Origin of the sequence: Granulicella sp. S156 (assembly GCF_009766105.1) — a bacterium.
In the GTDB taxonomy this organism is placed as follows: Bacteria; Acidobacteriota; Terriglobia; order Terriglobales; family Acidobacteriaceae; genus Granulicella.
Window position 1 is genome coordinate 58,109 of sequence record NZ_LMUH01000018.1, and the last position, 26,573, is coordinate 84,681.

At 55.9% G+C, this 26,573-nt stretch carries 19 protein-coding genes; 6 read left to right on the forward strand and 13 right to left on the reverse strand.

Annotated features, from left to right (window positions below; genetic code table 11):
• The first annotated feature begins 53 nt into the window (after positions 1-53).
• From GSQ91_RS14055 to GSQ91_RS14065, 3 genes are all read left to right on the forward strand, one after another.
• On the forward strand, positions 54-1,160 hold the full coding sequence (locus tag GSQ91_RS14055) for a nucleoside hydrolase (RefSeq protein WP_158822395.1): 1,107 nt from the start codon (positions 54-56) through the stop codon (positions 1,158-1,160).
• Between the two features lie 308 nt (positions 1,161-1,468).
• Positions 1,469-4,960, forward strand: coding sequence for a TonB-dependent receptor (locus GSQ91_RS14060; RefSeq protein ID WP_158822396.1), 3,492 nt, complete (start codon positions 1,469-1,471; stop codon positions 4,958-4,960).
• 247 nt (positions 4,961-5,207) lie between these two features.
• The gene (locus tag GSQ91_RS14065) at positions 5,208-6,518 is read left to right on the forward strand and encodes an amidohydrolase family protein (protein ID WP_216845251.1); all 1,311 of its coding nucleotides are present in this window, start codon (positions 5,208-5,210) and stop codon (positions 6,516-6,518) included.
• On the opposite strand, the gene GSQ91_RS14070 is transcribed toward GSQ91_RS14065, so the two are convergent.
• Complete coding sequence (locus GSQ91_RS14070) at positions 6,515-7,561, reverse strand: LacI family DNA-binding transcriptional regulator (protein WP_158822398.1); 1,047 nt, start codon at positions 7,559-7,561, stop codon at positions 6,515-6,517. The genes GSQ91_RS14065 and GSQ91_RS14070 overlap by 4 nt on opposite strands.
• Positions 7,562-7,693: 132 nt before the next feature.
• Here GSQ91_RS14070 and GSQ91_RS14075 point away from each other — a divergent pair, with 132 nt between their 5' ends.
• Together GSQ91_RS14075 and rbsK are read left to right on the forward strand one after the other, a co-directional pair.
• Complete coding sequence (locus GSQ91_RS14075) at positions 7,694-8,686, forward strand: AcrB/AcrD/AcrF family protein (protein WP_158822399.1); 993 nt, start codon at positions 7,694-7,696, stop codon at positions 8,684-8,686.
• 19 nt (positions 8,687-8,705) lie between these two features.
• The gene (rbsK, locus tag GSQ91_RS14080) at positions 8,706-9,656 is read left to right on the forward strand and encodes a ribokinase (RefSeq protein ID WP_158822400.1); all 951 of its coding nucleotides are present in this window, start codon (positions 8,706-8,708) and stop codon (positions 9,654-9,656) included.
• On the opposite strand, the gene GSQ91_RS14085 is transcribed toward rbsK, so the two are convergent.
• Genes GSQ91_RS14085 through coxB form a run of 8 tightly spaced genes read right to left on the reverse strand, consistent with a single transcriptional unit; the run spans position 9,646 to position 17,612 of the window.
• Entirely contained in the window at positions 9,646-10,476 is an 831-nt protein-coding gene (locus GSQ91_RS14085) for a cytochrome c oxidase assembly protein (protein WP_158822401.1), read from the reverse strand. The two genes, rbsK and GSQ91_RS14085, sit on opposite strands and share 11 nt — an antisense overlap.
• Entirely contained in the window at positions 10,476-11,975 is a 1,500-nt protein-coding gene (locus GSQ91_RS14090; RefSeq protein ID WP_158822402.1) for a cytochrome b N-terminal domain-containing protein, read from the reverse strand. Before GSQ91_RS14090 ends, GSQ91_RS14085 begins: the two co-directional genes overlap by 1 nt.
• Positions 11,963-12,631, reverse strand: coding sequence for a ubiquinol-cytochrome c reductase iron-sulfur subunit (locus GSQ91_RS14095; RefSeq protein WP_158822403.1), 669 nt, complete (start codon positions 12,629-12,631; stop codon positions 11,963-11,965). The genes GSQ91_RS14090 and GSQ91_RS14095 overlap by 13 nt, the downstream gene beginning before the upstream one ends.
• Positions 12,632-12,680: 49 nt before the next feature.
• Positions 12,681-13,394 (reverse strand): c-type cytochrome, encoded by a 714-nt coding sequence (locus tag GSQ91_RS14100; protein WP_174240692.1) that lies wholly within the window; start codon positions 13,392-13,394, stop codon positions 12,681-12,683.
• 23 nt (positions 13,395-13,417) lie between these two features.
• Positions 13,418-14,275: a hypothetical protein gene (locus tag GSQ91_RS14105; protein ID WP_158822405.1), complete on the reverse strand. Its 858-nt coding sequence runs from the start codon at positions 14,273-14,275 to the stop codon at positions 13,418-13,420.
• Between the two features lie 33 nt (positions 14,276-14,308).
• Positions 14,309-14,914: a heme-copper oxidase subunit III gene (locus tag GSQ91_RS14110; protein ID WP_158822406.1), complete on the reverse strand. Its 606-nt coding sequence runs from the start codon at positions 14,912-14,914 to the stop codon at positions 14,309-14,311.
• A complete protein-coding gene (gene ctaD / locus GSQ91_RS14115; protein ID WP_158822407.1) occupies positions 14,911-16,593 on the reverse strand; it encodes a cytochrome c oxidase subunit I in 1,683 nt (560 codons plus the stop codon). Before ctaD ends, GSQ91_RS14110 begins: the two co-directional genes overlap by 4 nt.
• 14 nt (positions 16,594-16,607) lie before the next feature.
• Positions 16,608-17,612, reverse strand: a complete 1,005-nt coding sequence (coxB, locus tag GSQ91_RS14120) for a cytochrome c oxidase subunit II (protein ID WP_174240693.1) — start codon at positions 17,610-17,612, stop codon at positions 16,608-16,610.
• Positions 17,613-18,014: 402 nt separating this feature from the next.
• Between coxB and gnd the strand changes: the two genes are divergently transcribed.
• On the forward strand, positions 18,015-19,037 hold the full coding sequence (gnd, locus tag GSQ91_RS14125) for a phosphogluconate dehydrogenase (NAD(+)-dependent, decarboxylating) (protein WP_158822409.1): 1,023 nt from the start codon (positions 18,015-18,017) through the stop codon (positions 19,035-19,037).
• 355 nt (positions 19,038-19,392) lie between these two features.
• Here gnd and GSQ91_RS14130 read toward each other — a convergent pair whose 3' ends face one another.
• From GSQ91_RS14130 to GSQ91_RS14145, 4 genes are all read right to left on the reverse strand, one after another.
• Positions 19,393-21,804 (reverse strand): glycoside hydrolase family 2 protein, encoded by a 2,412-nt coding sequence (locus GSQ91_RS14130; protein ID WP_158822410.1) that lies wholly within the window; start codon positions 21,802-21,804, stop codon positions 19,393-19,395.
• A 387-nt stretch (positions 21,805-22,191) separates the two neighbouring features.
• On the reverse strand, positions 22,192-23,661 hold the full coding sequence (locus tag GSQ91_RS14135) for a hypothetical protein (protein WP_158822411.1): 1,470 nt from the start codon (positions 23,659-23,661) through the stop codon (positions 22,192-22,194).
• Positions 23,662-23,670: 9 nt separating this feature from the next.
• Positions 23,671-24,816, reverse strand: a complete 1,146-nt coding sequence (locus GSQ91_RS14140; RefSeq protein WP_158822412.1) for a glycoside hydrolase family 27 protein — start codon at positions 24,814-24,816, stop codon at positions 23,671-23,673.
• Between the two features lie 173 nt (positions 24,817-24,989).
• Positions 24,990-26,447: a hypothetical protein gene (locus GSQ91_RS14145; RefSeq protein ID WP_158822413.1), complete on the reverse strand. Its 1,458-nt coding sequence runs from the start codon at positions 26,445-26,447 to the stop codon at positions 24,990-24,992.
• Between the last annotated feature and the right edge of the window lie 126 nt (positions 26,448-26,573).

A 26,573-nucleotide genomic window follows, 5' to 3' on the forward strand; every position in this document is an offset into this window, starting at 1 on the left:
GCTGTCTGATGGAAAGAGTAAAGCCTGCAGAAATTCAAGAGGCTCGTTCCGCCATGCATTCTATGAACCGTCGCCGCTTCGTATCTCAGGGGTGCCTCACACTCGCCGCAACCAGCATTGCTTCATCAACAACATTCGGACAGATCGAGAGAGCTTCAATGATTGCCAGCCGCAGCGCAGGGCCAAGACGGATCATCATTGATACCGATCCTGGGGTCGATGATGCCTTCGCTATCTTCCTCGCGATAACTTCCCCAGAACTGAAGATTGAGGCCATTACTGCAGTTGCGGGGAACGTGCCTCTTTCGTTCACTCTTCCCAACGCGCTTCGGCTGGTAGAGATTGCCGGCCGCACGGATATTCCGGTGGCCGCCGGTGCTACTGCTCCATTGGTGCGTCGCCTCATCTCTGCAACGGATGTTCATGGGCAGAATGGGTTTGCAGGGGCAGAGTTCCCCGCGCCCTCTGTCAAGCCGGTTTCCGAACCTGCTGTCGACGTCCTCCGGGCGATCATTGGCAGGAATCCCGGAGAGATAACACTTGTCTGCCTGGGCCCACTCACAAATATTGCGCAGGCGCTGCAGGCGGATCCTGCGTTAGCTGGAAAGATAGCGCAGATCACGATGATGGGCGGCTCTCTCTCTGGTGGGAACATTAGTCCAGCTGCGGAGTTCAACTTTTACGTCGATCCGGAAGCCGCGGATATCGTCTTCCGGTCTGGTGTTCCCATCACCATGGTGGGATTGGATGTGACTGAGAAGGTGACATTCACTGAAAAGCATCTGGCGATGCTGGAGGCAGCTAACGGGCCTGTGAGCATGGCCGCCGCAAAGATCGCCCGCCAGGAGTTCGGGTTGGCTAGAAAGCGCGGCGCGAGTGGCTTTCATATGCATGATCCCTTAGCGATGTCTTCGCTCCTCGACAGCGAGATTCTCCGCCTCGAAGATTACCTCGTCAAGATAGAAACCGCAGGTCTCTACTCCGCCGGAGCGAGCTATGGCTATAAACATAATCCGGTTCGAGGCTCCGCTCCGATGAAGGATGCCGCAGACGTCAGCAGGGTATCCGATGCAGCGCTTCGGCCGAATGCGAAAGTAGCGGTCGGCGTGAACTCCGACCGTTTTTTCGAATTGCTGATCCCTCGACTTACCAAAGCATGAAGCGGGGATGCTTATCTCGAACCCCCGTGTGCCTGGCAAAGAGGTAATGTGTTCAGACAAGATCAAGAACCGTCTCGGTGTATGTTTGGCTGCTTCTGTTGATGTGTCCTATTGCTTTCGGCCAGACAAAACAGCGTATCGCCTCTATCCGGCCTATAGGGTCAATCAGGCTGTGCAGCGTTTCCTTGGCTTTTTACATGGCCCTGGATTAAATCTAACTATCGACACCAACCTCTTCGATAGAGGTTATAATCCTGTTTCATAATCGGAAAAACTGTAGACTAACGCCAAATTATTTTGGAGGGTCGGTGAAATCAGAAAGACTTGTCTTCTTTTTTATTCTCCTATTCCTTTCTTTGAGCTTCTTCTTTGATTGCGCGATGCAGGCTCAGAGCGCTGCCGCAAAAATTCTGGGGCAGGTAACAGATCCGCAGAATGCTTTGCTCCCTGGTGCGACCGTCACGGTGACCAACGTCGATACGGGAGTTCAGCAGACCGTCAAAACCGGTGAAAAGGGTAGTTATTTAGTGCCCGCGCTGCCGATCGGCAGCTATAGACTGACCGCCACGCATGATGGCTTCGACTCCATAACTACTCCGGTATACAAGCTGGAAATCAACCAGGCAGAGCGAGTCGATTTTAAGCTGCCGGTCGCCGGCGTCAGCACCACAGTGAGCGTAGGCGTTCAAGCTTCACAGGTTGAAACGGAAAGTTCGACCATCGGCTATTCCATTACCGACCGCTCCATCGTCGATCTGCCGTTGAACGGACGCAACCCTCTTGATCTAGCGGCTTTGATGCCTGGAGTTCTTGATACCAACCCTGACAACGGTGGTGCGGGAAGCTATTCTATCGCCGGTGGGCGGTCCGATTCAGTTACCTATCTGCTTGACGGCGGCGGCAATAATGATCTGCTTAACAATGGTGTGGTGTTTACTCCGAACCCTGATTCGGTCGAGGAGTTCCGCGTCATTGAGAGCGACTATGCCGCTGAATATGGCCGCAACGGCGGTGGCATCATCAGCATGGTGACCAAATCCGGCACCGCACAATATCACGGCAGCCTGTACGACTATGCCCGCAACGGCGCCTTCGATGCCAACAGCTACTTCAACAAACGATCAGATGTTCCGCGCGATACGCTACGGCGCCATCAGTTTGGCGGCACGCTGGGTGGAGAATTGTTTATCCCTCATATTCTCGACCGGAAGGGCAAATTCTTCTTCTTCTTCTCCTATGAGGGGCAACGCCAGCAGGAAACGGAAGATAACGGTGCCAATGGTATCGGCGGCGTGGCCGTTCCCACGACGGCAGAGATGAATGGAGACTTCAGTGCACTACCGCAGCCAAATCCGGTTGCGGCATTCCTGCAGGCGAATCCGTACTATCAGTCCAATCCCACCCTCGCTGCTCAAGGGATCATCGATCCCACGACCATTGATCCGGTCATTCAGAACTATACAAAGGCCGGGCTGATGCCCTCGAGCCCCTCCGGGTTCCTGTTGGCCACAGGCGTGGCTAAAACCAATTTCGATCAGTACAGCGGCAAGTTCGACTTTCATCTGACTTCATCTGATCTGTTGAGCGTATCGCTCGCGCTGCAGCCGAACACGGCAACGGACCCGTTCGGCGGAGCCACCATTCCTTTTCCCATCAGCAATGACAACACTATTTCCTTTGTCGGGGTGACCTGGACAAAGACCATCACGCCGAACCTGCTCAGCGAGCTGCGCTTTACCGCGCAGCGTACTAACGCTACGTCTTACAAGCCAATCACCCCGCTGGGCAGCCCCTCTTCGTTCGGCGTTAATGTCACGCCGGACCAGTCAACTGGCCCTAGCATCCTCGCCTACGGTCCGGACTATGTCGGCTTCAACTACGCCGGACCGCAGACCATCGTAGACAACACGTTTGTCTATGACGAGGCGCTGAGCTGGACCAAGGGGCCCCACACCCTGAAGTTCGGCGGGGGATATCAACCCTATCAGGACAATACGATCTACTCTTTCCTGGTAGATGGCTACTTTACCTGGTTCGGCAATGGCCAGGCGGGCAGCAGCGTCGGCTCAGGAAATCCCTATGCCGATCTCGTGATGGGGCTTCCGGATGAATACAACCAGTCACCACGCGCTCCCTCCAACATCCGCACAGCGTCGTCCTATATCTTCGGCCAGGACGAGTATCGTATAACCAGCCGTCTGACCCTTAACTTTGGGCTGCGCTACGAGTACTTCAGCCCCAAGAAGGACACCGAGGGCCGTAGCTACAGCCTGGTGGCCGGTAATCAGTCGACGCGATTCGTGAATTCACCCGAAGGTCTGATTTACCCTGACGATAAGGGCGCACCCGAAGGCGTGAACTTCCCCGACAGGACGAACTTCGCACCCCGTTTCGGTTTTGCCTTCGATCCCTGGGGCAACGGAAAAACCAGCATTCGCGGTGGATTCGGCATCTTCTTCGACATCCTCAAGGGAGAAGACAATCTCCAGTTCAACGGCCAGGCGCCCTTCTTTTCATCGACATCGCTGTTTTCTTCCAGCATTGCGGGTTCCACTGGTATCTTCAGTGGCCTGACCGCTTCGCCAGCCATACTAAGCGATCCATACCTGTCTATTACCGGGAGTGATCTGAACAATCCCTTTCCCTCGAAGCCTCCGACAAAAAATGTCTCTTTTGACAACTATCTCCCTTTCGGAGCCAACAGTCAGTATTTTGTCGATCCGCATCTGCGCACACCCTATACCGAGCAGTTCAACCTCAGCTTGCAGCACGAATGGGCTCAAGGACTCACCAGCGAGGTTTCGTATGTGGGAAATGTCTCCCATAAGCTGACTGGGTTGAAGGACATCAATCCCTATGTGTTGGGCGATCCTAATCTCAACCAGATATTTTCTGTAGCCAATGGGTATAGCTCGACCAACGGGTACGGGTACGGTTCTTCCGACAATCCGCCACCCTACGCATGGCTGGACACATTCACGAACGCCACCACCGGCAACTACAACAGCCTGCAGGCTAAGTTGCAGAAGAACATTACGTCGTCGCCATATGTTGGGAACACGTTTTTCACCATCTCATACACCTTTTCCAAAAACATGGATAATGTGTCCGGCTTCCGGCAGCGCAACTCCTACGTGCCGTATTACAACCCCGGACGCTTTTACTCAGTTTCGGACGCCAACGTTCCACAGCGGCTGGTACTCTCCGGCGGATGGGACCTGCCTTTCGATCAACTGTGGAAGTCCGGTCCGCGCGTGGTCACCAAAGGCTGGAGCTTCTATCCTATTGCCAGTTTCCGGTCTGGTTTCCCGCTGGACGTCCTTGCAGGACTTGCGACATCTCTCGGAACTCCGGGACCGAGTGGAGCCGGCGATCAGGAGTTGGTGCGCGCCAATCTGGTGGGCAGCCGCGTCGTTACACAGTCTCCAGGAAAACAGGTCGGTCCCGATGGAGTGGGAGGAATCTATTTCCAGCAGGGTAACTTCGATGCTTCCCAGCTATCTCAGATGGACGAGTATGGTGTTGCGCCTGCTATCGGAACGCTCACCTACGGTACCCTGCCACGCAACTCCTTCAGCGGGCCTGGACGTCGGAACCTTGACCTGACCATCGCTAAAAAGTTCTTCCTCTCGCGCGAGCGGAGCAGCTTTGAGCTCCGTGCCGATTTCTTCAATGCTCCGAATAATGTGCAGTATCAGAACCCAGATACAAATATCGACGATCAAGGCTCGACTTTTGGCGAGGTGTTGGCAACGTATCCTGCGCGCATTATCCAGTTCGCCGGGAGAATTAATTTTTAGCAGTTTCCTGCTGCTATCAGAACATTGCAGCCCGATTGGCGACCCCGTCACATGGACGGATCGCATTAGTGTGGAATCTCTAACCAGCCAAAGCATGAAGCAGAGATCCTTATCTCGAACTCTGTGCGCCTAATAAAGAGGTAATGTGTTCAGACGAAGATCAAGAACTACCCGGGTGCATGTTTGGCTACTTCTGTTGATGTGTCCTGTTGCTTTCGGCCAGACAAAGCAGCGCGTTGATCTTATTGTGTCGGATGCAACCGTCGTAACGATGGACAAAGAGCATCGCCTCTTAAATGACGGAGCCGTTGCCGTCCAGGGGGATGCGATTGTTGCGGTGGATACAACCGCGTTCATCCGGGAGCATTTTGTAGCTGGAAAGATTGTCGATGCGAGGGGTGGTCTGCTCCTCCCCGGTTTGATCAATGCTCATACCCACATGGGCATGAGCCTGCTGCGTGGGCTGGCAGAGGACCAGTCGCTGTCTGATTGGCTGAACAAGTACATCTTTCCTGCCGAGAGTCGCAATGTCACTCCGGAGTTTGTGAAGTGGTCCACGCAGTTGAGCCTGCTCGAGATGTTTCGCGGAGGCACAACTACGGTCGCGGATATGTATTACTTCGAAGACACTGTCGCTCAGACTGCTAAAGAGGCTGGGATGCGCGGGGTGCTGGGAGAAACAATTATTGCCTTTCCTGCGCCAGACAATAAGACGCTGGCAGCAGCCCTTCAATATACGGAGCAGTTTCTTAATCACTGGAAGAACGATCCGCTCATCACTCCTGCTGTTGCACCCCACTCGATCTATACGTGTCCCGAGCAGATATTGATGGATTCAGCAGCGCTTGCCCGTCGCTATCATGCCCCCATTCTGATCCACATGGCAGAGGCGCCATTTGAGATCGAATTGTCTCGTCATCAGCATGGGCAGTCTACCGTTCAGTATCTGGATCGAATTGGATTGCTGGGGCCTGACGTGGTGGGAGCGCATTGCATCTGGGTGGATCAGGCGGATATTCGTACGCTTGCAAGCCACGGGGTTGGCTGCTCCTACAACCCCTCCAGCAATATGAAGACAGCGGCGGGACTCATGCCGGCCGTAGATATGCTGGCTGCGAATGTGGCCGTGGGTATCGGCACGGATGGTGCGGCGAGCAACAACAATCAAGACATGTTCGAAGAGATGGATCTTGCTGCAAAGCTACAGAAGTTTGGGCATATGGATCCTACGGTGTTGCCCGCCGAACAAGTGGTGGCTATGGCGACGATCACAGGAGCACGAGCGCTTCACCTCGACTCTGAGATTGGCTCACTTGAGGTGGGGAAGAAGGCGGACATGATCGTGATCGATACGTCTGCCCCGCACGCCACTCCTATGTACGATGTCTACGCGGAGATCGTGTATGCGCTAAAGGCCGAAGACGTGCGTACGACCATTATTGGAGGCAGGCTCGTCATGGAAGATCGCACAATGCTCACACTGGATGAGAAGACGATTCTCCGAAAGGCTGCTGAATATAAAGAGCAAATCCAGGCTTCGATCAAGCGGAAGAACTAGTTCTTTCCAGAAGGCTTATGCCTGGCTCGCTTAGCGGCATCCTGCATGGGCGGCGGAGCGACGGAAGCCCGCAGGCGAAGCGCCGTGGTAAGGACGCGTTCTTTGCGCGGTCCGGTATCGCCCTGAATGCGATCGACGATCATCTGTGCAGCGACTGCGCCTAGTTGATATACCGATTGCTCCACCGAAGACAGAGACGGTGTGACGAACTCTGCGACATCGAGATTGTCGAAGCCGATAACGGAGATGTCCTCCGGGCAGCGTAGACCGAAGTGCCGGATAGCATTCAATGCGCCTAACGCCAGGAGGTCGTTTGCGGCAAAGACAGCTGTCGGCCGTGGGCTCATGTTGAGCAACAGTGTGGCTTTCTGGTATCCACTTTCCTTATCGAACTTTCCTTCCTGGATGTATTCGGGCTTAAGCGTGATCCTGGCCTCACGCAGAGCTTTGCGAAAGCCTGCAACGCGTTCGCCGGAGTTGGTCAGTTGCGAGGAGCCGCCGATCATACTCAGGAGCTTATGGCCGAGCCCGATCAGATGCTTCGTGGCCTGGTAGGCGCCATCTTCATGCATGCTGGTCACTGTATCGCCTGTCCAGTGATGGGGAAGCCGATCCACATACACTACAGCGGATCCAGCTTTGCGATACTCCTCCGCAAGAGCCAGGGAACCTTTTATGTTGGAGGTCATGATGATCAGACCCGAAGGAAGATAGGTCTGCATCTCGCGGAGATAAGTCTGCTCTTTGGTGAAGTCATTATCGGAGTTGCAGATAAACAACCTGTAGCCATTTTTGAAGGCCGTATCTTCCGCGCCTCTGACCACGGCAGCGAAGAAAGGATTCGAAACATCAGAGATGACCATCCCAATGATGTTCGTCTTATCGCGGCGCAGGCCTCGTGCCAGTTGATTCGGCTGATAGCCAAGCGCCTGCACTGCCTCCAGCACGCGCTTGCGAAGAGGCTCACGAACTGTGGGCAGGCCGCTTAAGACGTTAGAGACGGTTCCAAGGGAGACATCGGCAAGCCGCGCGATCTCCTTCATGTTCGCCAATGGGCTCTTACCACCTTATTTATAAGACTTGTTGACTGCGGCCAGTATAGAGCACTATGGTTTGGGACCTGAAAGCTTTCATCTTCTAGATCAAGTGAAGTATCGGTAAAGGCGGTGTGAACGATGTATCAGCCTGAACAGTATTGGATCGTCCTGGCCTTCATGATTACCAGCATGCTTTGCTGGGGTTCGTGGGCCAACACCTTGAAGCTGTGTCCGCGCTTCCGGTTTCAGCTCTTCTATTGGGACTATTCGATTGGGCTCATCCTTGGGGCACTGCTCTGGGGCTTTACGCTGGGGAGTCATGGTGCAGTCGGTGCCTCGTTTCTCGACGATCTGCGGCATATCGAGCCAGCTCGGGCCTTGTGGGCCGCGGCAGGCGGGGCCGTCTTCAGTCTGGCGAATCTGCTGTTGGTCGCTGCTATCGATATCGCAGGCATGGCCGTGGCATTTCCTATCGGTATAGGCCTGGCGCTCGTGATCGGCTCTATTGGCGGATATGTGATTGCTCCTGTCGGCAATCCTTATCTGGTTTTCGGCGGGGTCTTTCTTGTGATCGCGGCCATTGTGTGCGACGCCTTGGCCTACCGCGTACGCTCGAGCCCGGTGGCTTCCGTTCAGACACGAGGGATCGTCGTCAGCCTGATCGCTGGTGCGCTGATGGGGACGTTCTATCCGCTGGTGACGCGATCGATGTCGGGTGCAGGGAGAGTCCCAGGTCCTTATGCGATTACGTTTCTGTTTATCTGCGGGGCCGCGCTCTCCAACATTCCGGTGAACTTCGCCTTTATGAAGAAACCTGTCGATGGAACTGCGTCCCTCAATATGTCCGAGTACTTTAGCGCCAAACCTCTGTGGCATCTTTGCGGAATTCTTGGCGGTATCATCTGGGCAACCGGTGGAGTTGCCAGCTTTGTCTCCTCGCGAGCCCACTCGGTTGGCTCGGCAGTTTCGTACTCTCTTGGACAGGGTGCCACCATGATCTCCGCTATCTGGGGTGTGTTTGTATGGAAGGAGTTCGCTGGAGCTCCCTCTAAGGCAAACCGATATCTTGTTGCCATGTTTCTCCTGTTTCTCTTAGGACTAGGGGCACTCGCCGCGAGTCCGATCTTCTAATACAACACCTGGAGTATCTATGTTCGCTGGTTCCAAGCCGGTAGTTGTTGTGGGCAGCATCAATACCGACCTCGTTGCACACGCTGACCGTCTGCCTCTCAAAGGAGAGACGATCACAGGCAATTCCTTTCACACGTTTCAAGGTGGAAAGGGAGCCAACCAGGCCGTAGCCGCCGCGAAACTCGGAGCCAAAGCGATCATGGTAGGCAAGGTTGGCTCCGACTCCTTTGGCGCAGAGTCGATTCGTCAGTTGACGGCCAGTGGAGTTGATTGCACACACATAGCGGTGGAACCATGTGATTCAGGTATAGCTGTCATTACTGTTGGGACCGGCGGCCAGAATACGATCGTCGTCATTCCCGGGGCCAATGCGGCTGTAACACCCGCGTTTATCGAAGCCAATCGCGATGTCATTAAGACTGCGGGAATGGTGCTTGCCCAACTTGAGATTCCGATGGAATCGGTACTTCGCCTGGGCCAGATATGCCATGAGGAAGATGTGCCACTCATGCTCGATCCTGCACCCGCCAGAGAACTTCCTGGTGAGCTTCTTTCTCTGTGTTCCTGGATAACTCCCAACGAGACTGAGGCTCAGTTCTATGCCAGGGGTACTGCGGATGATGCGCATAGCAAGAGTTCCTCCGCAGTTGCTGCAGCCTTGCTGAAAACCGGTACCCACGGTGTTGTTCTGAAGCTGGGAGAACTCGGAGCTTATATCGAACAAACCGGAGGAAGCGCCTTCCAGATACCGTCTTTCAAGGTAGCTGCGGTTGATTCAACGGCTGCCGGAGACACCTTCAACGGGGCCTTCGCAGCGGCGCTCTCCGCAGGCCGCGATGTGGAGTGGAGTGGTCGCTTTGGCTCAGCGGCAGCGGCGATCTCAGTAACGCGCATGGGCGCGCAGGCCTCTATGCCGAAGGCAGATGAAGTGATGGCGCTGCTGTCAGGACAGTCTGACGTCAAGCTCTAGATCTTGTCTCCTGCTGCAAGAGTTTGACCGTAACGAAGACTGCAGGGATTAAGAAGACCATTGAGCCGACGACCCACATGATGACCGCGCCGGTGACCTGGTCCGCCTGAGGCGATATATGAAATGGGTTTGGCTGTTCCACATAGTAGCTATAGATCGGCCGGTCGCAGAAGGCCAGGAACGCTGAGAGCGCCGTGTTCACGATGTCTGCAGCAACCAGGTAGGGCAGCATGTACCACCCTGGGTAGCGTGCGTTCGTCGGCCAGGGGCGGATGAGCGGCCACCAGAAGAGGATCGACGAGCCCAGGAAGCAGATGTGTTCGAACTCGTGCCAATGCTCGTGTTCGAGCGCGAAGTCATAGGCGGAGGGTACGTGCCAGCCCAGGAAGATCAGGTTCATCGCGAGCCATGCCACCCATGGACGGATGAGAAAGTGCCCCAGCGCGCGCAGCAGCCTCGAGCGAAGCAGCGGCCTTAGCGGCGTTCGGACGAGTACGCGAGGCAGGCCGCGCAGCAAGGGGACGGCCGGATATCCAAGCAGGAGCAGTGGAGGAACGAAGGACATCAGGAGCAGATGCTCCACCATGTGGGCACTGAGCAGTGCATCGGCAAAGCCATCGAGCGGCGAACCGATCGCGAGCCAGATGATAGCGAGGCCCAGCAGGAACGCACCCAGCCGCCATGCCGGAAAGAGCGTTGGCCGTGTCTTCCGTATGGCAAACCAGCCGCGCGTGTAGAGGATGGCCGTAAGCAGGATTGCTGTTGTAAGGAAGATGGGCGGTGACCAATCGTCAAAGATAGCCCGGTATTCAGGAGGCATTAATGCCCCTTGGCGGGCGCTGCCGGCGGCTCACTGGACGACGTCAGGCGCTGAGAGGCATCGACAGCAGGAGCCAGATCATTGCCGCGCAGTGTGGTCAGGAACCGGACGAGCGCAGTGGTCTCAGAAGGGCTGAGCGCGTTGCCATAGGCGGGCATATTCCCGCCGCCCTGCAGCACCTGGCGGATGATCTGGTCTTCGGTCATGTGCGAAGCAACCGAGTCGAGTGCAGGACCGCGCATCCCTCCCGCTCCGCCGATGGAGTGGCAGTTACGGCACTGCTTGTTTTGCAGAACGAGCGCGCCCTCCCGCTCGAGCGGAGTGCGGTCTTTCAGATAAGCCGTAGGAACTGGATCACTGGTCCAGGCGTTCATCACGGGACTCCACGGCGTATACATACCGAGGCGGGTGAAGGCTCCGAGAATGACAGCGATCACGGCCACCATCAGCACCGCTACAGGGCGCCGCGACCAGTGCTTTTCGCCCTCGGCTGAGACGAGTGGCAGTAGAAGCATGGCACCGATGCCCAGGACGGGAGCGATGAAGAGTACGGGCGTCTCAAGGCTCGGCGGCAGATAGGCCAGGACGGCATAGATCCAGAGGAAGGCAAAGTCAGGCTTCGGTGCTGTCTGAATGATCGTGGGATCCGGTTGACCGGTGGGGCCGAAGGGACCGAACCACAGCGCGCAAGCCATGACGGCGAGCATGATAGCCGCCGCGAAGAGTGAGTCCTTCCATGCGGCATCGGGAACGAAGGGTATGCCGCTTTTTTCGGTGAGCTGGTGATACTCGCGGACGTACGTCTTTTTGTTGACGAGGCGCCCCGGCATTGGCCAATCGTTGATGCCGAGACGCAACACCATCCAGATATGCAGGCCAACCATTGCCAGCAGGATGCCGGGAATGACGAAGACATGCAGCGTAAAGAATCGGGAGAGTGTAGGCCCGGCGATGATCGGGCCACCGAGCATCAGGTTGACGAGCGGGCCGCCGATCCAGGGAATACGGCTGACAATGGACGCGCCGATGCCGAGCCCCCAGTACGCGTCCTGATCGAAGCGCAGCACCTGTCCGGTAAAGGCCATGCCGAGCGTGAGAAGGAGAAGGAAGACGCCGATGATCCAGGTAAGTTCGCGGGGAAACTTGTACGCGCCGAAGAGAAAGACCTGTGCCATATGGATCAGCACAATGGCAACCATGAAGTCGGAACCCCAGCCGTGCATGGCACGCAGGAACCAGCCGAGTTTGACGTTATGGTCCAGGAACTCAAGGCTGTTCCACGCATGGCCTGCAGTAGGGGCGTAGACGAGTGCGAGCAGAATCCCCGTCATGACCTGGAGGACCAGAATGACCGTCGCGGCGCTGCCGAAGACGTACCACCAACTAGCTGTGTTGGAGGGAACCTCGTGCTCTGCCATTTCGATGACTGGGCCGCCCAGCCCGAGCCGCTGCTCGAACCAGTTGTAGACCTCGATGCTGCGTCGCTTTAGCTCTGGCATGAGCTGCACCTCGGTTTCGGGAGTGTCTCTGTTGCAGCGCTGGTTCCCTCAAGCTGTATCAATGGCGATTCGCTCTTTGCCTGGTTGGCGAGCGTCGGCATCTTGCCGGCGCTGATGACAAGGCTCCCCGAGACGATCTTGTACTCATACTCGAAGAGGCCTCGCTCCGGCGGACCTGAGGCACGTGAGCCATCTTCGTAGTACGCGCCACCATGGCAGGGACACATGAACAGCTTGGACTGCGCAAACCAGCGAACCGGGCAGCCAAGGTGTGCACAGTTGATGGCGAATACCTGGAACGTATTTCCGGAGACACGGCGAACCCAGCAGGGAATATCACCCGTCTGGCCGTCCCATGAGGTCGTTACTGGATTGCGGAAGTTGACCAGACGCGTTTCGCCTTCGGGGAAATCGTTGAGCGGACCAAGATTGATCCACGAGTTATCGCTGGAGCTCTTCTTCAACGCAGGCCCCAGAAGATAGCCGAGGATGGGCACTGCGAGAACAGCGCCGACCGCTCCGTTGACCAGCAGCGACAGCTTGAAGAGAAAGACGCGGCGAGAGTGGCCGGCGCTCTTGTCAGGCGCAGACGCCGGAGTCGTCGCAGATTCGGTCGTCGTGACCTGATCGTTGGGAGTCTGCTCATTCGGTGTCATTTTATTTCCACTCCTGTTTCATCTTCACGTTGGCGATAGTAGTCCCAGTTCACGGGTGTGTCCGATAGGGCTGGCCGGGATCGGATACACGCTTGGAGGCAAGCCAGGTAGTGATGTCGGTGATCTGCTGGTCTGTTAGCGGTTGACTGGAATCGGAGCGCCAGTCCGGCATTCCTTCGTCGGGCCGTCCGGCGATGAGGATGCTGCGAAGGTCCTGATCGCTGATGAGCGAGAGATACGACGGGTCGACGATGGAGCCGAGCTTGTGGGAGCCGCTCTTAGTTCCTTCTCCTGTATCTCCGTGGCAGTGCGCGCAGGATGTGGTGAAGGCCTGTTGTCCATGCTCTGCATCGCCCGTCAGAGTGGCTACGTAGGGTGGTGGATTCTGCCCGGCAAGAAGATTCGGCGTCCCCCAGGTCTGCAGAATGCCTTTAGCCAGCACCTCAATCTGCCTATCGGTCAACATGCCGCCGGCACTCTGTGCGAAGGGAGGCATCAGCTTGCCGGAGACTCCTTTTGCGATCGTGTTCTGCAACGGCCCCTCTCCACTGACTGCAAGGTAGACCGGATTCGCGAGTGAGATGGCTGCTCCACCTTTGCCATTTGTTCCATGGCACGCAGCGCAGTTCTGTTGATAGAGGGTAGGGAAGTCGAGGACTTCTTCAGGACGCACGACCTCAGGCCCCGGTCCGGGCCGGCCATGAATGTGGTCACAGCCAGTGAGGACCATACCGCCCACAGACAGCATGAGAGTGCCGAGCATCGTAAGTCTTCGAGAGGCAGGTCTCATTGAGAGTCGTCTTCCTTGTGAGATTGATCGCTGTGAATACCGGCACGAACGGAGAACGGAAGGGCACGGAACTGCGGCGTCCGAACCTTGACCTGCAGATTCACGACGAAGCCGCAGACCAGGCCAAAGGCTATCTGCGAGATGACGAACCACAGCCAGTCGATGCGTGCATTAAGAATAGGGCTGATAACGCCAAGCGCTGAGTAGAGAATGCCCGTCCATAGCAAAGGAGCAACGAATCCCGCCGTGAGGATGGGTTTTCGCGGAAACATCGGGAGCATGGCGCCATAGAGAAGGCCGATGAGGATCGAAGTGAGTCCGTGGATGGCGGTCGCGGCGAGGAGTCCATGCAGATGGAACTGCGCGAGAAAGGCGTCGCTCTCGCCAGCCCAGTGCACAAAGCCGCCCGCGGCCAGCAGATTCACCGCATACCAGACGCTGTGATAGCGGATCAGGCCAAAGAGCGCTGCAGGTACGATCATCGCAATGCCGCCGATGATGCCGCCCTTGAGTCCCGCTGTAATGCTGAAGGTCTCGATCGGCAGCAGCTTGCGATGATCGACTCCAACCGGCAGTTGGGAGCGGGTGGTGCGAGTGCTGGTGATCTCAATAACTCCAGCCTGAATAGGAACCGCGACATGTTGTTCATGCGGAAACATATCGAAGAACCAGCCAAAGATTGAGCGCAATACCAGCACAAGGCCGAGCACGCTGACGACCCAGTGCGTCACCATCCCGGTGATCAGCAACGCGAGGCCAAGAGCAAAGACCATCGGCCAGGGCGTGGACGCTGGAAGGAGGATCGTGTCGCTACGATGCTCGTGGCTTTGATCCTGCGGATTCTCTTGTTCCATGGCGCTCCTCCTTGTCCTTAGAAAATCAGCGAACTATCTACCCAAAACATAGACAACCAGAAATACAACCACCCATACCGCGTCGACGAAGTGCCAGTACAGCGAGAGCACCTCAAGCTTCTTTTCGTGTTCTTCTTTCAGATGTCCGGTCAGTGAGAATGCGAGAGTTGTCGAAAGCAGGATGAGGCCCACAATGACGTGGGTCGCATGAAGACCGACGAGCGAGTAGTAGGTCGTTCCGAAGAGGTTGGTTTGAATCGTCAACCCTTCGTCGTAGATGAGGTGATGCCACTCGCGAGCGGTTGTGGCCAGAAAGATAGCTCCCAGCAGAACGGTCCCCGCAAGAAAGGCCGTGCAGCCGCGCAGATTGTTCTTGCGCAGCGCACTGCTGGCGAAGTGAACGGTGATGCTGCTCGAGAGCAGGCAGATGGTGCCGAAGATCGGCAACTCCAGCACCTGCGCCGGCGTAGGCCCGCTAAGGCTCTTGCCGATGTAGAAGATGTAGGCGACGACGAAGATGATGAAGATCGCGGCTTCGGCCACGATCAGGCAGGCCATCCCGACCGTGCCGCGATACGGCAGCGTCCAGGGGGCTTCAATCGCGCCTTCAACGGGAATTGTGCTGGAAGTATTCATCATTCGTAGTCCGAGTCTGGATCTTCAGGATGTTTCAGGTCCCATAGAGGCCGGCGGCTGTTGACCGTTGGCTCAATCGCAAAGTTATAGACGGGTGGCGGAGACGGCACAGCCCACTCCAGTGTCCAGGCATCCCACGGATCGTGGCCAGCTTCCTTACCGCGATAGTAAGACCGCACCAGGTTATAGACAAAAAATAAAAGACCGGCAACCTGGAAGATGGCTCCAATGCCGACGATAAGATTCCACCCTCCCCACCCGCGCCCGGCCTCGTAGGTATAGATGCGTCGCGGCATGCCCAGCAGGCCGGGCACATGCATGAAGTCGAAGGTGAGATGGAAGCCGATCAGGAAGAGCCAGAAGTGCCACTTGCCCAGCGTCTCGCTCATCATCTTGCCTGTCACTTTGGGATACCAGTAGTAGAAGGCCCCAAAGATCGCAAACAGGATCGACCCCACGAGCACATAGTGGAAGTGCGCGACCACGAAGTAAGAGTTGCCGAGCTGCCAGTCGAACGGAGCCGCCGAGAGCATGATCCCGGTAAGCCCGGCGATCAGAAACTGGAAGAGGAAGCCGACGCAGAACATCATGGGTGTCGCGAAGATCACCTTGCCGCCCCATATGGTCGCCAGCCAGTTGAAGATCTTGATCCCCGTCGGTACGGAGATCACCATTGTGGCGAAGACAAAGAATGTATTGCCCGCTGCGCCCAGGCCGACGGTGAACATATGGTGTGCCCACACGCTCAGGCTGATAAAGCCAATGGAGACCGATGCCGCCACCATGGCCGGATAGCCGAACATGGCCTTGCGAGAGAAGACGGGGACGATCTCGTTGACGAAGGCGAACGCCGGCAGCACCAGGACGTAGACCTCAGGGTGACCGAAGATCCAGAAGAAGTGCATCCACAGTACAGCCGAACCACCCGCCTGGGTATCGAAGAAGTGCGAGCCAATGTAGCGGTCCAGCGTCAGCATGATCTGTGCTGCCGTCAGGGGACTGACCGCGACGAAGACCAGGCTGGCCATCACCAGGTAGAGCCATGGCAGCAGCGGCATGCGGCTCATCTTCATCCCCTTGCACCGCATGCAGAGAATGGTGGTCACAATGTTGAGCGCAGTCCCAATCGATCCCACACCGCTGAGAAAGACTGCCAGTGTCCAGTAATCCGTGCTGTGGCCGGGTGAAAATACCTTCGCTGTCAGCGGTGCGTAGGCGAACCAGCCTACGTCCGGAGCCGACCCTGCGGCGTAAAGTCCACTCGCACCGAAGTAACTGAAGTAGAGCAGCAGCCCGGCAAACGCCGAGACCCAGAAGCTGAACGCATTAAGCCGCGGGAAGGCCATATCGCGTGCGCCAATCATCAGCGGAACCAGGTAGTTCCCAAAGCCGAACAGGATCGGCATGCCGACGAAGAACACCATCGTCGTGCCGTGCATAGTGAAGAGCTGGTTAAAGACCTGGGGCGAGATGAAATGATTGTTGGGCACCGCAAGTTGAATGCGCATCAGGATCGCTTCAACGCCCCCGACCAGAAGGAACACGAGAGCGTAGGCAATATACATCAGGCCGATCTTTTTGTGATCGACTGTCGTAAGCCACGTGTAGATCACGTTCGGCCGCGGAGGGCCCTGTGGGGGCGCTTGCGTCTGATCGATTGCTTCCAGCACAGGAGTTGCCATAATGCTGCTTCTTTCTAGTGAAGCTGTGTGAGATAGGCCGTAATCAAATCCAGATCATGATCGTTCAGGTGCATCGCTGGCATCAACGAACCGGGCTTCATCGTGTTTGGATCGTCGATCCATCTTCTTAAATTCTCAGGATTGTTCTGAACTGCTCCCGCCGCAATGGTGTCGCGGATGGCAAGATGTGTCAGATCGGGTCCGAACCGCCCCGTCGCTACCGTTCCTTTGACCGTATGGCAGTTGATGCAGGCATTGTGCATGAAGACGGTCTGGCCTGCTGCAGCGGTCGGATTCCCTGTGAAATCCTGTTGCGCCGGCTTCTGTTGCTGGCTGGCCCACGCCGCAAAGTCCTCCGGTGATTGCGCATAGACACGCAGCAACATCTTCGCATGCTGCGTTCCGCAATACTGCGCGCACTGTCCGAGATAAAGACCCGCGTCTGGTGGGTCGATCCACATGGTATTGACGCGGTTCGGAATCACATCCATCTTCCCCGCAAGGCGTGGTACCCAGAAGCTGTGGGACACGTCGGCCGATGACATCGTAAGGTACGTCGGCTTGGGGTTCGCCTTGTCGCTGGTAGGGATGTGAAGTTCGTTGGCCGTCACGATTCCCAGCTTCGGGTAGCGATACTCCCACCAGAACTGATGGCCGATGACGGTTACATCCATCGTATTGTCAGGCTTAGGGATAGCCTCGGTCCTTAGAATGACCCGCGTGGTCGTGAGGAACAGCATCACCACGATCAGGATCGGGATGACCGTCCAGGAAAGCTCAATCTGGTTGCTTCCGTAGATCTGCGCCGGCTCATGATCGGAGTCCGTGGGACGATGCCGATAGCGGATCAGGGCATAGAGCAGCAAACCGCCCACCACAAGAAAGATGCCGAAGGTGACTGAAAGCACCAGCATCGAAAGGCCGAAGATCGAATGCGCCGGTGTAGCAGCGGGAGCGAAGATGTTCGTGGGAGATTGCGCAAGAGCCGTAACAGCAAACAGAGGGGCGAGGAACGCCATCCTCCGGAAAGCACGAGTGCAGTAGGAAGCGGAGCGCCGAAGCCCGCCTTGGCAGGAACGTATCGCCGAACATCTGGAGAAGAGAGACACAGCAGTCTGACCCCGAAGGCGTTGAGTGGTTGAAAGAACCTAACAAATACCTGCGTCTGAGACGATGCTAAACCAAACGAGAGTCTTGCGGTTAAACCCTGGTCGAATCAAGTTCGAGTATCGGAGCATCCTACCGCTTATGTAAGGTGAGACGTTCCAGCCAACCGAAAAGGACCGGCGGGAGTCATATGATTCTCACAGGCGATTTGCAGAAATAGATGTGGTATCACGGTGACATATGCCGAGTTTCAACGGTCCACCAGACGTGACGTTCAACGATTCACCAGACAACTGGAAGAGGGAGAGGAACTGATGCAACTTGGAATGGTAGGGCTTGGAAGAATGGGCGCGAATATGGTGAAGCGGTTGGTCGCACACGGCCACGAATGCACGGTATTCGACGTGTCGCCGAAGGTAGTAGAAGAACTGGCGAAAGAGAAGGGTGTCACCGGGGCCTCCTCGTTGGAGGATCTGGTGAGCAAGTTGGCGAAGCCGCGTGCAATCTGGTTGATGATCCCAGCCGGCTTCGTGGACAAGACCATCGCCGGGATCGTTCCTTATCTGGAAGCCGGCGACATTCTGATTGACGGAGGGAACTCCTACTATATCGACGATATTCGCCGTGCCAAGGAGCTTGCTCCCAAGGGGATTCAGTACGTCGACGTGGGAACCAGCGGAGGCGTGTGGGGACTGGAGCGCGGTTACTGCATGATGATCGGCGGTCCGAAGGCTGCGGTGCAGCATCTCGATCCCATCTTCAAGACGATCGCTCCTGGCATAGGAGACATCTCGCCCACTCCCGGACGTGAGAAGTTGGTCGACACGGCGGAACAGGGCTATCTCCACTGTGGAGAAAGCGGTGGCGGCCATTTCGTTAAGATGGTGCACAACGGTATCGAATACGGAATGATGGCGGCCTATGCGGAGGGCCTGGGCGTGTTGAAGGCGGCGAACATCGGCAAACAAACCGGTGAGATCGATGCAGAGACGACTCCGCTACGCGATCCTGAGCATTATCAGTACGACTTCAATCTGCCGGATATCGCTGAAGTGTGGCGTCGCGGCAGCGTAATCGCCTCCTGGCTGCTGGATCTGACGTCGTCCGCTTTGGCGGAAGATCCGCAACTCGTAAAGTTTGGAGGCCACGTCTCCGACTCGGGCGAGGGCCGTTGGACGGTCAAGGCCGGAATCGATGAGGGCGTGCCCACACCGGTTCTAACCGCCTCGCTCTATGAGCGATTTACTTCGCGAGGAGATGCGGACTTTTCCAACAAGCTTCTCTCCGCGCTTCGCTATGAGTTCGGCGGCCATCTCGAAAAGACGGCTCCTAAGTAGGACAGGAAAAAGGAGAGCTCCTGCGGGGGCTTTCCTTTTGTCTTCGCCGTTAGCGCGCGTATTTACCTCTAGCATCGAAATGAACCACCCCAGAACTTTCATCTCGACCGAAGGCGGCGTTTTTTTGCCGCCGTAGCGTCAAGACCTGCAGGTTGCAGAGCGCGATGCAAATGCTTGTGGCGCGCTTTGCGTCAAGACCTGCAGCTTGCTGGTAGTGGCACCATCGCCTGTGCAAGCAAACTGCAGGTCTCTCCACTCCGCATGACGATAAAGCCATCATGCTCCGGTCGAGATGACAATTCTGTGGCGGTTCATTCAGGCATCGCACCATTTATGAAAATGTCTTAGCTCTTTATCAAACCTCTTCCGGCGCCACAGCCTTTAGCGTGAACTCAACCACCTGCGTCCCAAGTCGCAGATGCCGTGCCGTCAGCCGCACAACCCCAGGCCTCTCCTGTGCTCGTACCCAGACCGCACCTGTTCCACCGACGAGGGCGAAGGGATTGTCACCAATCAATTCGCCCGGGCCCTCCAGCGTAAAGACGATGGGGTCATTGGCCGAAGGGTGGACGTTCCCAAATTCGTCCGTGACACGCAGAACAACTCGAGTTGTATCCGCCCCATCCGCCAGGAGGCTTTGATCGTCGGGTACAAGTACAAACTTGCTGTCGACGCCATTGCCGGACATGGAACGCGAGATCACCTGCTTGCCGTCGATATAACCATCGACGCGCAGGTCTCCCCATCGGAAGGAAAGGTTGTTCTTGTCCAAAACATCCATATCCATGACAAAGGGCGGATACTTGAGATGTTTGAACTCAGTACGGTCCGCGTCGATCTCTGCGATGAGCTTCCATGGGTTGGAAGGCAGGCTGCGCTCCCGGATGTAGCACTTGAGGTGGTCGCAATTGGTGCAGAACACTGCTTTCCTGAAGCCAACCGACTCATCGCTCTTGGCCCAATGAAAAGCGGGCTCTAAGACGACTTCTTCTGCGGGAGAGCATTGCGACTTATAGAAACCGGCAGCGGCTTTAGGCTCGCGGAAGATATCCGTTACACCGTGGTAGCAGATACGGTCGCCGGCGCCAAAGTTGGCATGCGTGTTGTAATCGAAGGCGCACCAGCCGATGCCGCCTGCATACTGCGGGTTCGATGCCAGTTGATCGTGGATACGTGCATGGCGAAGGGTGTGCTCGCGCTGACGTTCGTCGTCATCGGTGGTCTTGGTGGGATACGTGTGACCGACAAACTCGGTATTCAAATAGAGCGGATGATTCGGCTCTTGGAGTGGAAAGCCAAAGTCATTGATCGTGAACACATCTTCCAGCAACTCTGAATGCCTGAGGTAGCGAATTCCTCCAGTCTGCCGTGTGCCATCCAGTGCGTGCGCCAGAGCGTTGGTGCGTGTGTAGAAGTCATGATCATCTTGCGATTCGTTAATGCGAACACCCCAGAGAATAATGGAGGGATGATTCCAGTCGCGGCGGATCATGCGGCCTACATTGTCGATCGCAACCTGTTTCCACGGCTCAGGGCCAATGTGTTGCCATCCGGGAATCTCTTCCAGCACCAGCAATCCGATCTCGTCGCAGCCGTCGAGGAAATGCCGCGACTGCGGGTAGTGCGAGGTTCGCACGATATTGCAATGCAGATTGTGACGCAGGATCTTGGCGTCCTGGCGCTGGACGCGAGCAGGCATGGCCTGCCCTACGAATGGAAATGTCTGATGCCGATCCAGTCCGCGCAGCTTTACGATCTTGCCGTTTAGAGAAAAGCCATGATCTGTAAAGACAGCCTCTCGGAAGCCGATCCTGCGCACATCTTCGTCGATCGTTTGACCACCGCGAATCAGCTTTACGTGCACGGTGTAGAGCTTAGGCTTGTCCAATTGCCACAGCTCAATGCCAGTTAGCTGAGTGAGAGAAACGGTATGCCTGGCTGAGTCGTGCACAGTCTCCGAGCTCAGGTAGACCGGTGCATTGGCCGTTGGATCCATCGCCGCATCTGGATCCGCAGCTTCTGCGGAAGTTACAGCATGCGAGGCCTTAGCTACCACACGATCTTGATCTCTCAGTTCGACCTCAAGAGACAGTGTGTCGCTCGTCTTCCCAGATCCAGCAACAAAGCAGTCAACATCAAGCGATGGGGCAGCGCTAAGGACGTCTTTGGGGCGCGCGAAGATGTTGTCGAGGAATGTATCGGGGACGACGCGCAGTGAAACTTCCCGGTAGATACCTCCAAAGGTCATGTAGTCGATCTCATTACCGAAGGGAGGAATGTCGTCGCGCTCTGTCGAATCCACCTGCACGACGAGCACGTTCTCTCCTGTCTTACGCAGATGAGGAGTCAGTTCGAACGTAAACGGTGTAAACCCTCCTTTGTATTCGCCAAGAGCATGTCCGTTGATCCATACGGTCGAAGCCGTCATCACGCCTTCGAAGTCCACGAAGATGCGCTTGCCCTCGGCGTTCGCAGGGTATTTGAACCTGCGCCGATACGTTGAAATAAACTCGTAAGCCTTGTCGTCGAAGTTGTGCCAGGGAAGCCGCACATTCGTGTGGGGAATGACCACGCGTTCGAATCCGGCATCGTTGAACTCCGGTGATTCTGCGCCGTCTATCTTTGCCGCTTTGTATCGCCAGCCACGATTGATGGAGAGAATTCGTCGAGAGGACTGGGCGGGTGCAAGTGCAAAAGCTGAGGCGCCAGGGAGAGTAGCGGTGGCGCACAAGGCAGCTGTGGTCTTGATGAAATCACGTCTACGCATAGATGGGGTCTTTCCTTCTCGGCAAGGTACAGCGTTTCGTCAGGTTCGATTAGAGGGTATAGAGAACAGTGTGCGCATTCAACTCAAGAATAATTTCACAGGAGTTCTAAGTGGATCACAAAAGTAGGAGCGTCGAAGGTTCAGGGCCGAAGGCCCGGTGTATCTGTCGTTCTGCATTTCTAAACCACCACAAAAATCGTCATCCTGAGCGGAGCGCTGCATGTATGTATCGCGTGATACATCCTTCGACTGCGCGCTGCTGAACGCTTCGCTATGTGATACATATGTGCAGCGCTCCGCTCAGGATGACGATTTTTGTGGCGGGTTTAGAAATAGAGGAGGGCAGATTTGTACCGGCAAACCCTCGAAGTGATCCACATACAACTGCTATTGGCTAACAACGGCACTTGCTCCAGAGGCAACATCGGTGATGATCCAACTGATCGGCGCTCCTGCTGCGTCCGAAGATACTTTGGCGCGAACGGAATGACCATTCACCATCAAGAACGGAATTTTACCTGAGAATGCCGCCTGCCAATGAACGGTCGGCCCGGAACGATTGGTCAAGGTGCTTCTTCGGTTTCCGTTATGTTCCAGATCCACCACATTCTCTCGTATCCGAACGCCCGTTAATGTTGCGTTATCGGAGCTCTTCGGGAGTCGTGAGATGGAGTGCAGAAGCGGACGTTCTGGATTGCCGCCTTCGACCACTTCGAGGCCCATTGTTCCTGTCACAAGGGCTGCAATCACGGAGAAGGAGACCTCCGGGTATTCACGCCTGTCTTTATCGGGCCGAGTGAGATCCATGATGCGTTCATACGCAGCGTTGTTTTCTCCATAGCGATAGAAGGTCTGCGCCAGATAGCTCTCCTCTTCGATTCCGATGCTATTCAGATACCCAGCCGATTCGATGTAGGAGAGCGCTGCTCGAATATGAACTGGATCCTTGCTGGCTCCGAAATAAAGAACCATTGCATCGCCGGAGCCATGAGTATTGCCATCCTGCGAAAAGAAACCCATGAAATGGTGATCCTTTTCAGACCAGGCTCTGTGCTCAACAAGACTCAGGAGTTTATCCGCCGTATCTGCATACTGCTGAGAGAGGCTTGCCTCATGATGACTGTCGGCTACAAGCTGGAGAGACTCAAAGCCGCGATACTCGGCCGCGAGCAGGTCTGTCCCAAGGTTGAAGTTGTTCTCGCCCTCCGTGTAGCTTGGGATCCCGCGCGCATGTATGAACTTACCTTGGGACAGATGTTGATTCATGATCCTGGGCCGCTTCAGAATCACATCTGGTTGCAGATCCCAGGCATTCACATAATCGGTAGAGGTCGTCTTGAAGAATCTCTGGAAAGAGGGATCGCTCAAATAACGATCGTCACCTGTCCATCGCCACATGCGAACGATGCCGTCGAGAACGTCGAAGTTCGCCGGGAGGTTGTACCAGAAGTCATTGTCGTTCAGGTAGTCGGCTGCAGAGGGATGCCCGTACTTATCGATCTCCCAATAGCCTGCCCAATCCCGGTCCGGAGAAACAGCGGCGGCGAATCGCGTTAGCATATTGCGATTCGCCGCGTATAAGCCTAAAGCCGCCGCTCCTGTGGTCTGGTGCGATACATCTCGCATGCAAAAGGAATCGCGCCCGGGAAGAGCAGCCTCATACCACGGTCCTGCTGGTTCAGAGCCATCGTGAGCATAAGCCAACGCCTGCGACTTTGCCCATTGGAAGGACTGCTCCAGCCTCTTATCCGAAGACTCGAACTGCAGGCTCGATAGAGGAGTTACAGCCTGGGCATGGACAGCCATGCTGGATGCCAGACTGAATAGCAGAAGGCTTCGATACAAGACTGTTCCCATGGGCACGATCTAGCGCTGCTCCAACAACAGAACACCATGCTTCGGAACGCGAAGTTTGGTGCTGCCGTCGATGGCGACTTCCTTCTTCGTCCAGAGATCCAGCAGATGTTTGCCTCTGAAATCGGCAAGCACCTTCAGGTTGGGATCAAAGTCCAGCGTGGATTCGCCGCGATTGAAGAACGCGATCGCTTTATGGCCTCTCGACAGGTCCTTCTCCCATATCTCCTTTGGACCCTCTTCCCAAACTCTTCTGCCCTGATGCCCGAGTGCGTCCTGATCCAGAGCGATGACGTCTCGATTCATGAGGATCGCCTTCGTCTCCGGAGTCATCTTGCTCAGATCATTGCCGGCCAGAAGCGGAGCGGACAGCATCGCCCACAAGCTCATATGCAGCTCATACTCTGTGTTGTTCATCCCACCATTGCCAACTTCGAGCATGTCCGGATCGTTCCAGTGACCTGGTCCAGCGAACTTCTCAAGCCCGGCCTGTTGGAATCCGATCAAACTCATGCGGTCCCAGTGGTCATTGATATCGTCTGTTGTCCGCCAAAGATTTCCGCCCTTCTCCGGCCCCCACGCCCACACTGAATACAACCCGTACTGGCAGAAGCTGTACACCATAGGGCGACCTGTCTTAGCGATGGCAACGTGCATCTTCTCGTAAGCTGCCTTCTGCATGGCCGCAGCCTTATCCAGATCGTCTCCCGTTTCCTGTCGGATAATGTCTCCGAAGCTGCACTGGTCGTATTTCAGGTAATCGATGCCCCATTCCGCGTATGTCTGCGCATCCTGCGCCTCATGACCATAGCTGCCTTCATAGCCGGCGCATGTCTTCGGCCCTGGCGAGGAGTAGATCCCCAGCTTGAGCCCCTTCGAGTGGACGTAGTCTGCAAGCGCTTTCATATCAGGGAATTTTTCATTGGTGTGGATGACACCTTGCGCGTCGCGCTTGCCCTCCCACGTGTCGTCGATATTCACATACACGTACCCGGCATCCCGCATTCCACTTGCCACCAGAGCATCCGCTGCCGAACGCACATCGGCGTCAGTCACCTTCTCGGCAAAGTGATTCCAGCTATTCCACCCCATCGGTGGCGTTGCAGCCGTCGGAACATTCTGGGCAGTCAGTCCCATGGGGGACAGAAGCGCTATCATCCAACACAACTTCCAACTTCTAATCACGTTTTTCTCCTTGAGCGTAAAAACAGCAGATTGGTTGAGCATAGGGCCCTCAATTTGAGACTTCTCTATGCATGACAGCCATGTTACCGAAGCTGCAAAGGCTACGCGTCTGTCATCTTATGTAAAACGCACCCCATGGCATGCTATCAACCAATAGCCACCACCAGCCCAGGCGCGGAAAGATCTCCTGGCGTAGCGTTCTGAAGCCCGACCCGGCGAATCACTTTACCGGGGATATATAGATTTTTGCTCCGAATCTGCACCAGGCTCGTGACATCGATAGCCTCATCACCTGCCAGGTCCTGGGCAAAAACCCGTTTCCCCTGAAAAGGTTTATCCGAGACCAGTGTCAGGCCCTCAAAATAGCCGAAAACACCATAAGGTCCAGGGGCGTTTCCGATATCCAGAGTCACATCACAGGCAGGCATATACCAGCCTTTGTCGGCCTGAGTCCGCTCCTGCGCTGCAATCGCGACCGCGCCATTTGGAAACCTCGTCGCGAAGACAAACGGCTTGTCCCCATTGGCTCTCACAGAAGGCAGGCTTAAGTTGCGAGCAAGACAAGCTGGGGCTCCTTGCCTCACCGTCGCCCCTATGATCTCGTTTTGCCAGGTCTGACCTCTCTCAAAGTTCCAGCTGTCGGTCAGTACCTCATCACTGAGCGTTACGGACCCCACTCCTGGAGAGAATGGTGGTGCAATCCGTTGCCAGCGAAGTGCCCGCACAACTTCATCCATACGTTTCTTGGTTTGTCTGGGACCATTGAAAAATAGATCCACGTCTTTACCGGGTCTCATTCCCACAAGAGGGTGCCGCATAACCCCCATGGTGCATCCCATGGCCGCAGCCACATAGACCTCATCTTCCACGTTCAGCAGGCCGCGAACTTCAGAATGCCCTTCAGCGCCCTTCAGCATCTCGGCGACTCGGTCAAGGGTCGTCGGCAAAGACAGGATCGATGTGACATCGTATGTTCTATAGACATCCGTATGTCGCAGGATCTCCATGCGGATGGAACCCCAGGGCTGCGAACCGAATCGTCCGTCCTTTCTCCAGTCCCCGTTTACGGGCAATTCGCCGTGCACATGCTCCAACGTAAGTGGGATATGTGTCTCGTTGCGGAGCCGCACCAGATTGAAGGTCGGATCGCCTATATCGATCTTCCAATACTTAATCTCAGCAGATTGACTATGAGCCTCGAGGCTGCGATCCGCATCTCCCCCTGGTGTATTACGGCACCACAGGCCTAAACTACGCCATCCTGCATCTCGGATGGACCGGTTCAACTTCCCAAGTCGGTCAGCAGAGGATCCTGTAAAGGAGGGGAACTTCTTCGTATCAAGCTCGAAGGTTGCTGTGCCTCCAACCTCCCAACCGTCATCAAGGAGGAAAAATAAATCCTTACGAACCCTTGGAAAGAGGTTCGCCGCCCATCCTGTCTTTCCAAAGAGGGTCTCCTCTGTCATTGCATTGTGAGCCAGGCGACTTCCTGAATCACCTTCCAATACTTCGGGATTGAGGTCGGGAAGGTTCTGACCGTACATATAGTTTTGTGCAGCCCATGTGCACCAATAGTTTGGCTTGCTGCAGGGCTCCTCGGGCACCAGGCTTTTTCCTATCCTTCTTGTCCCAATGAAATCTTCCGCAAACCCACCTGTCTTCGATAGGACGGCGGTAGCCATAACTGCAGCCAGGAACCCCCTCCGGTCAACCATTCATTCCCCTTCATC

Excerpts from the sequence above, each read along its gene's own strand:
- GSQ91_RS14055 (WP_158822395.1), top strand. The coding sequence starts at position 54 with ATGCATTCTATGAACCGTCGCCGCTTCGTATCTCAGGGGTGCCTCACA.
- GSQ91_RS14070 (WP_158822398.1), bottom strand. The coding sequence starts at position 7,561 with ATGAAGGAGATCGCGCGGCTTGCCGATGTCTCCCTTGGAACCGTCTCT.
- GSQ91_RS14075 (WP_158822399.1), top strand. The coding sequence starts at position 7,694 with ATGTATCAGCCTGAACAGTATTGGATCGTCCTGGCCTTCATGATTACC.
- rbsK (WP_158822400.1), top strand. The coding sequence starts at position 8,706 with ATGTTCGCTGGTTCCAAGCCGGTAGTTGTTGTGGGCAGCATCAATACC.
- GSQ91_RS14085 (WP_158822401.1), bottom strand. The coding sequence starts at position 10,476 with ATGCCTCCTGAATACCGGGCTATCTTTGACGATTGGTCACCGCCCATC.
- GSQ91_RS14090 (WP_158822402.1), bottom strand. The coding sequence starts at position 11,975 with ATGCCAGAGCTAAAGCGACGCAGCATCGAGGTCTACAACTGGTTCGAG.
- GSQ91_RS14095 (WP_158822403.1), bottom strand. The coding sequence starts at position 12,631 with ATGACACCGAATGAGCAGACTCCCAACGATCAGGTCACGACGACCGAA.
- GSQ91_RS14100 (WP_174240692.1), bottom strand. The coding sequence starts at position 13,394 with ATGCTCGGCACTCTCATGCTGTCTGTGGGCGGTATGGTCCTCACTGGC.
- GSQ91_RS14105 (WP_158822405.1), bottom strand. The coding sequence starts at position 14,275 with ATGGAACAAGAGAATCCGCAGGATCAAAGCCACGAGCATCGTAGCGAC.
- GSQ91_RS14110 (WP_158822406.1), bottom strand. The coding sequence starts at position 14,914 with ATGATGAATACTTCCAGCACAATTCCCGTTGAAGGCGCGATTGAAGCC.
- ctaD (WP_158822407.1), bottom strand. The coding sequence starts at position 16,593 with ATGGCAACTCCTGTGCTGGAAGCAATCGATCAGACGCAAGCGCCCCCA.
- coxB (WP_174240693.1), bottom strand. The coding sequence starts at position 17,612 with ATGGCGTTCCTCGCCCCTCTGTTTGCTGTTACGGCTCTTGCGCAATCT.
- gnd (WP_158822409.1), top strand. The coding sequence starts at position 18,015 with ATGCAACTTGGAATGGTAGGGCTTGGAAGAATGGGCGCGAATATGGTG.
- GSQ91_RS14130 (WP_158822410.1), bottom strand. The coding sequence starts at position 21,804 with ATGCGTAGACGTGATTTCATCAAGACCACAGCTGCCTTGTGCGCCACC.
- GSQ91_RS14135 (WP_158822411.1), bottom strand. The coding sequence starts at position 23,661 with ATGGGAACAGTCTTGTATCGAAGCCTTCTGCTATTCAGTCTGGCATCC.
- GSQ91_RS14140 (WP_158822412.1), bottom strand. The coding sequence starts at position 24,816 with ATGATAGCGCTTCTGTCCCCCATGGGACTGACTGCCCAGAATGTTCCG.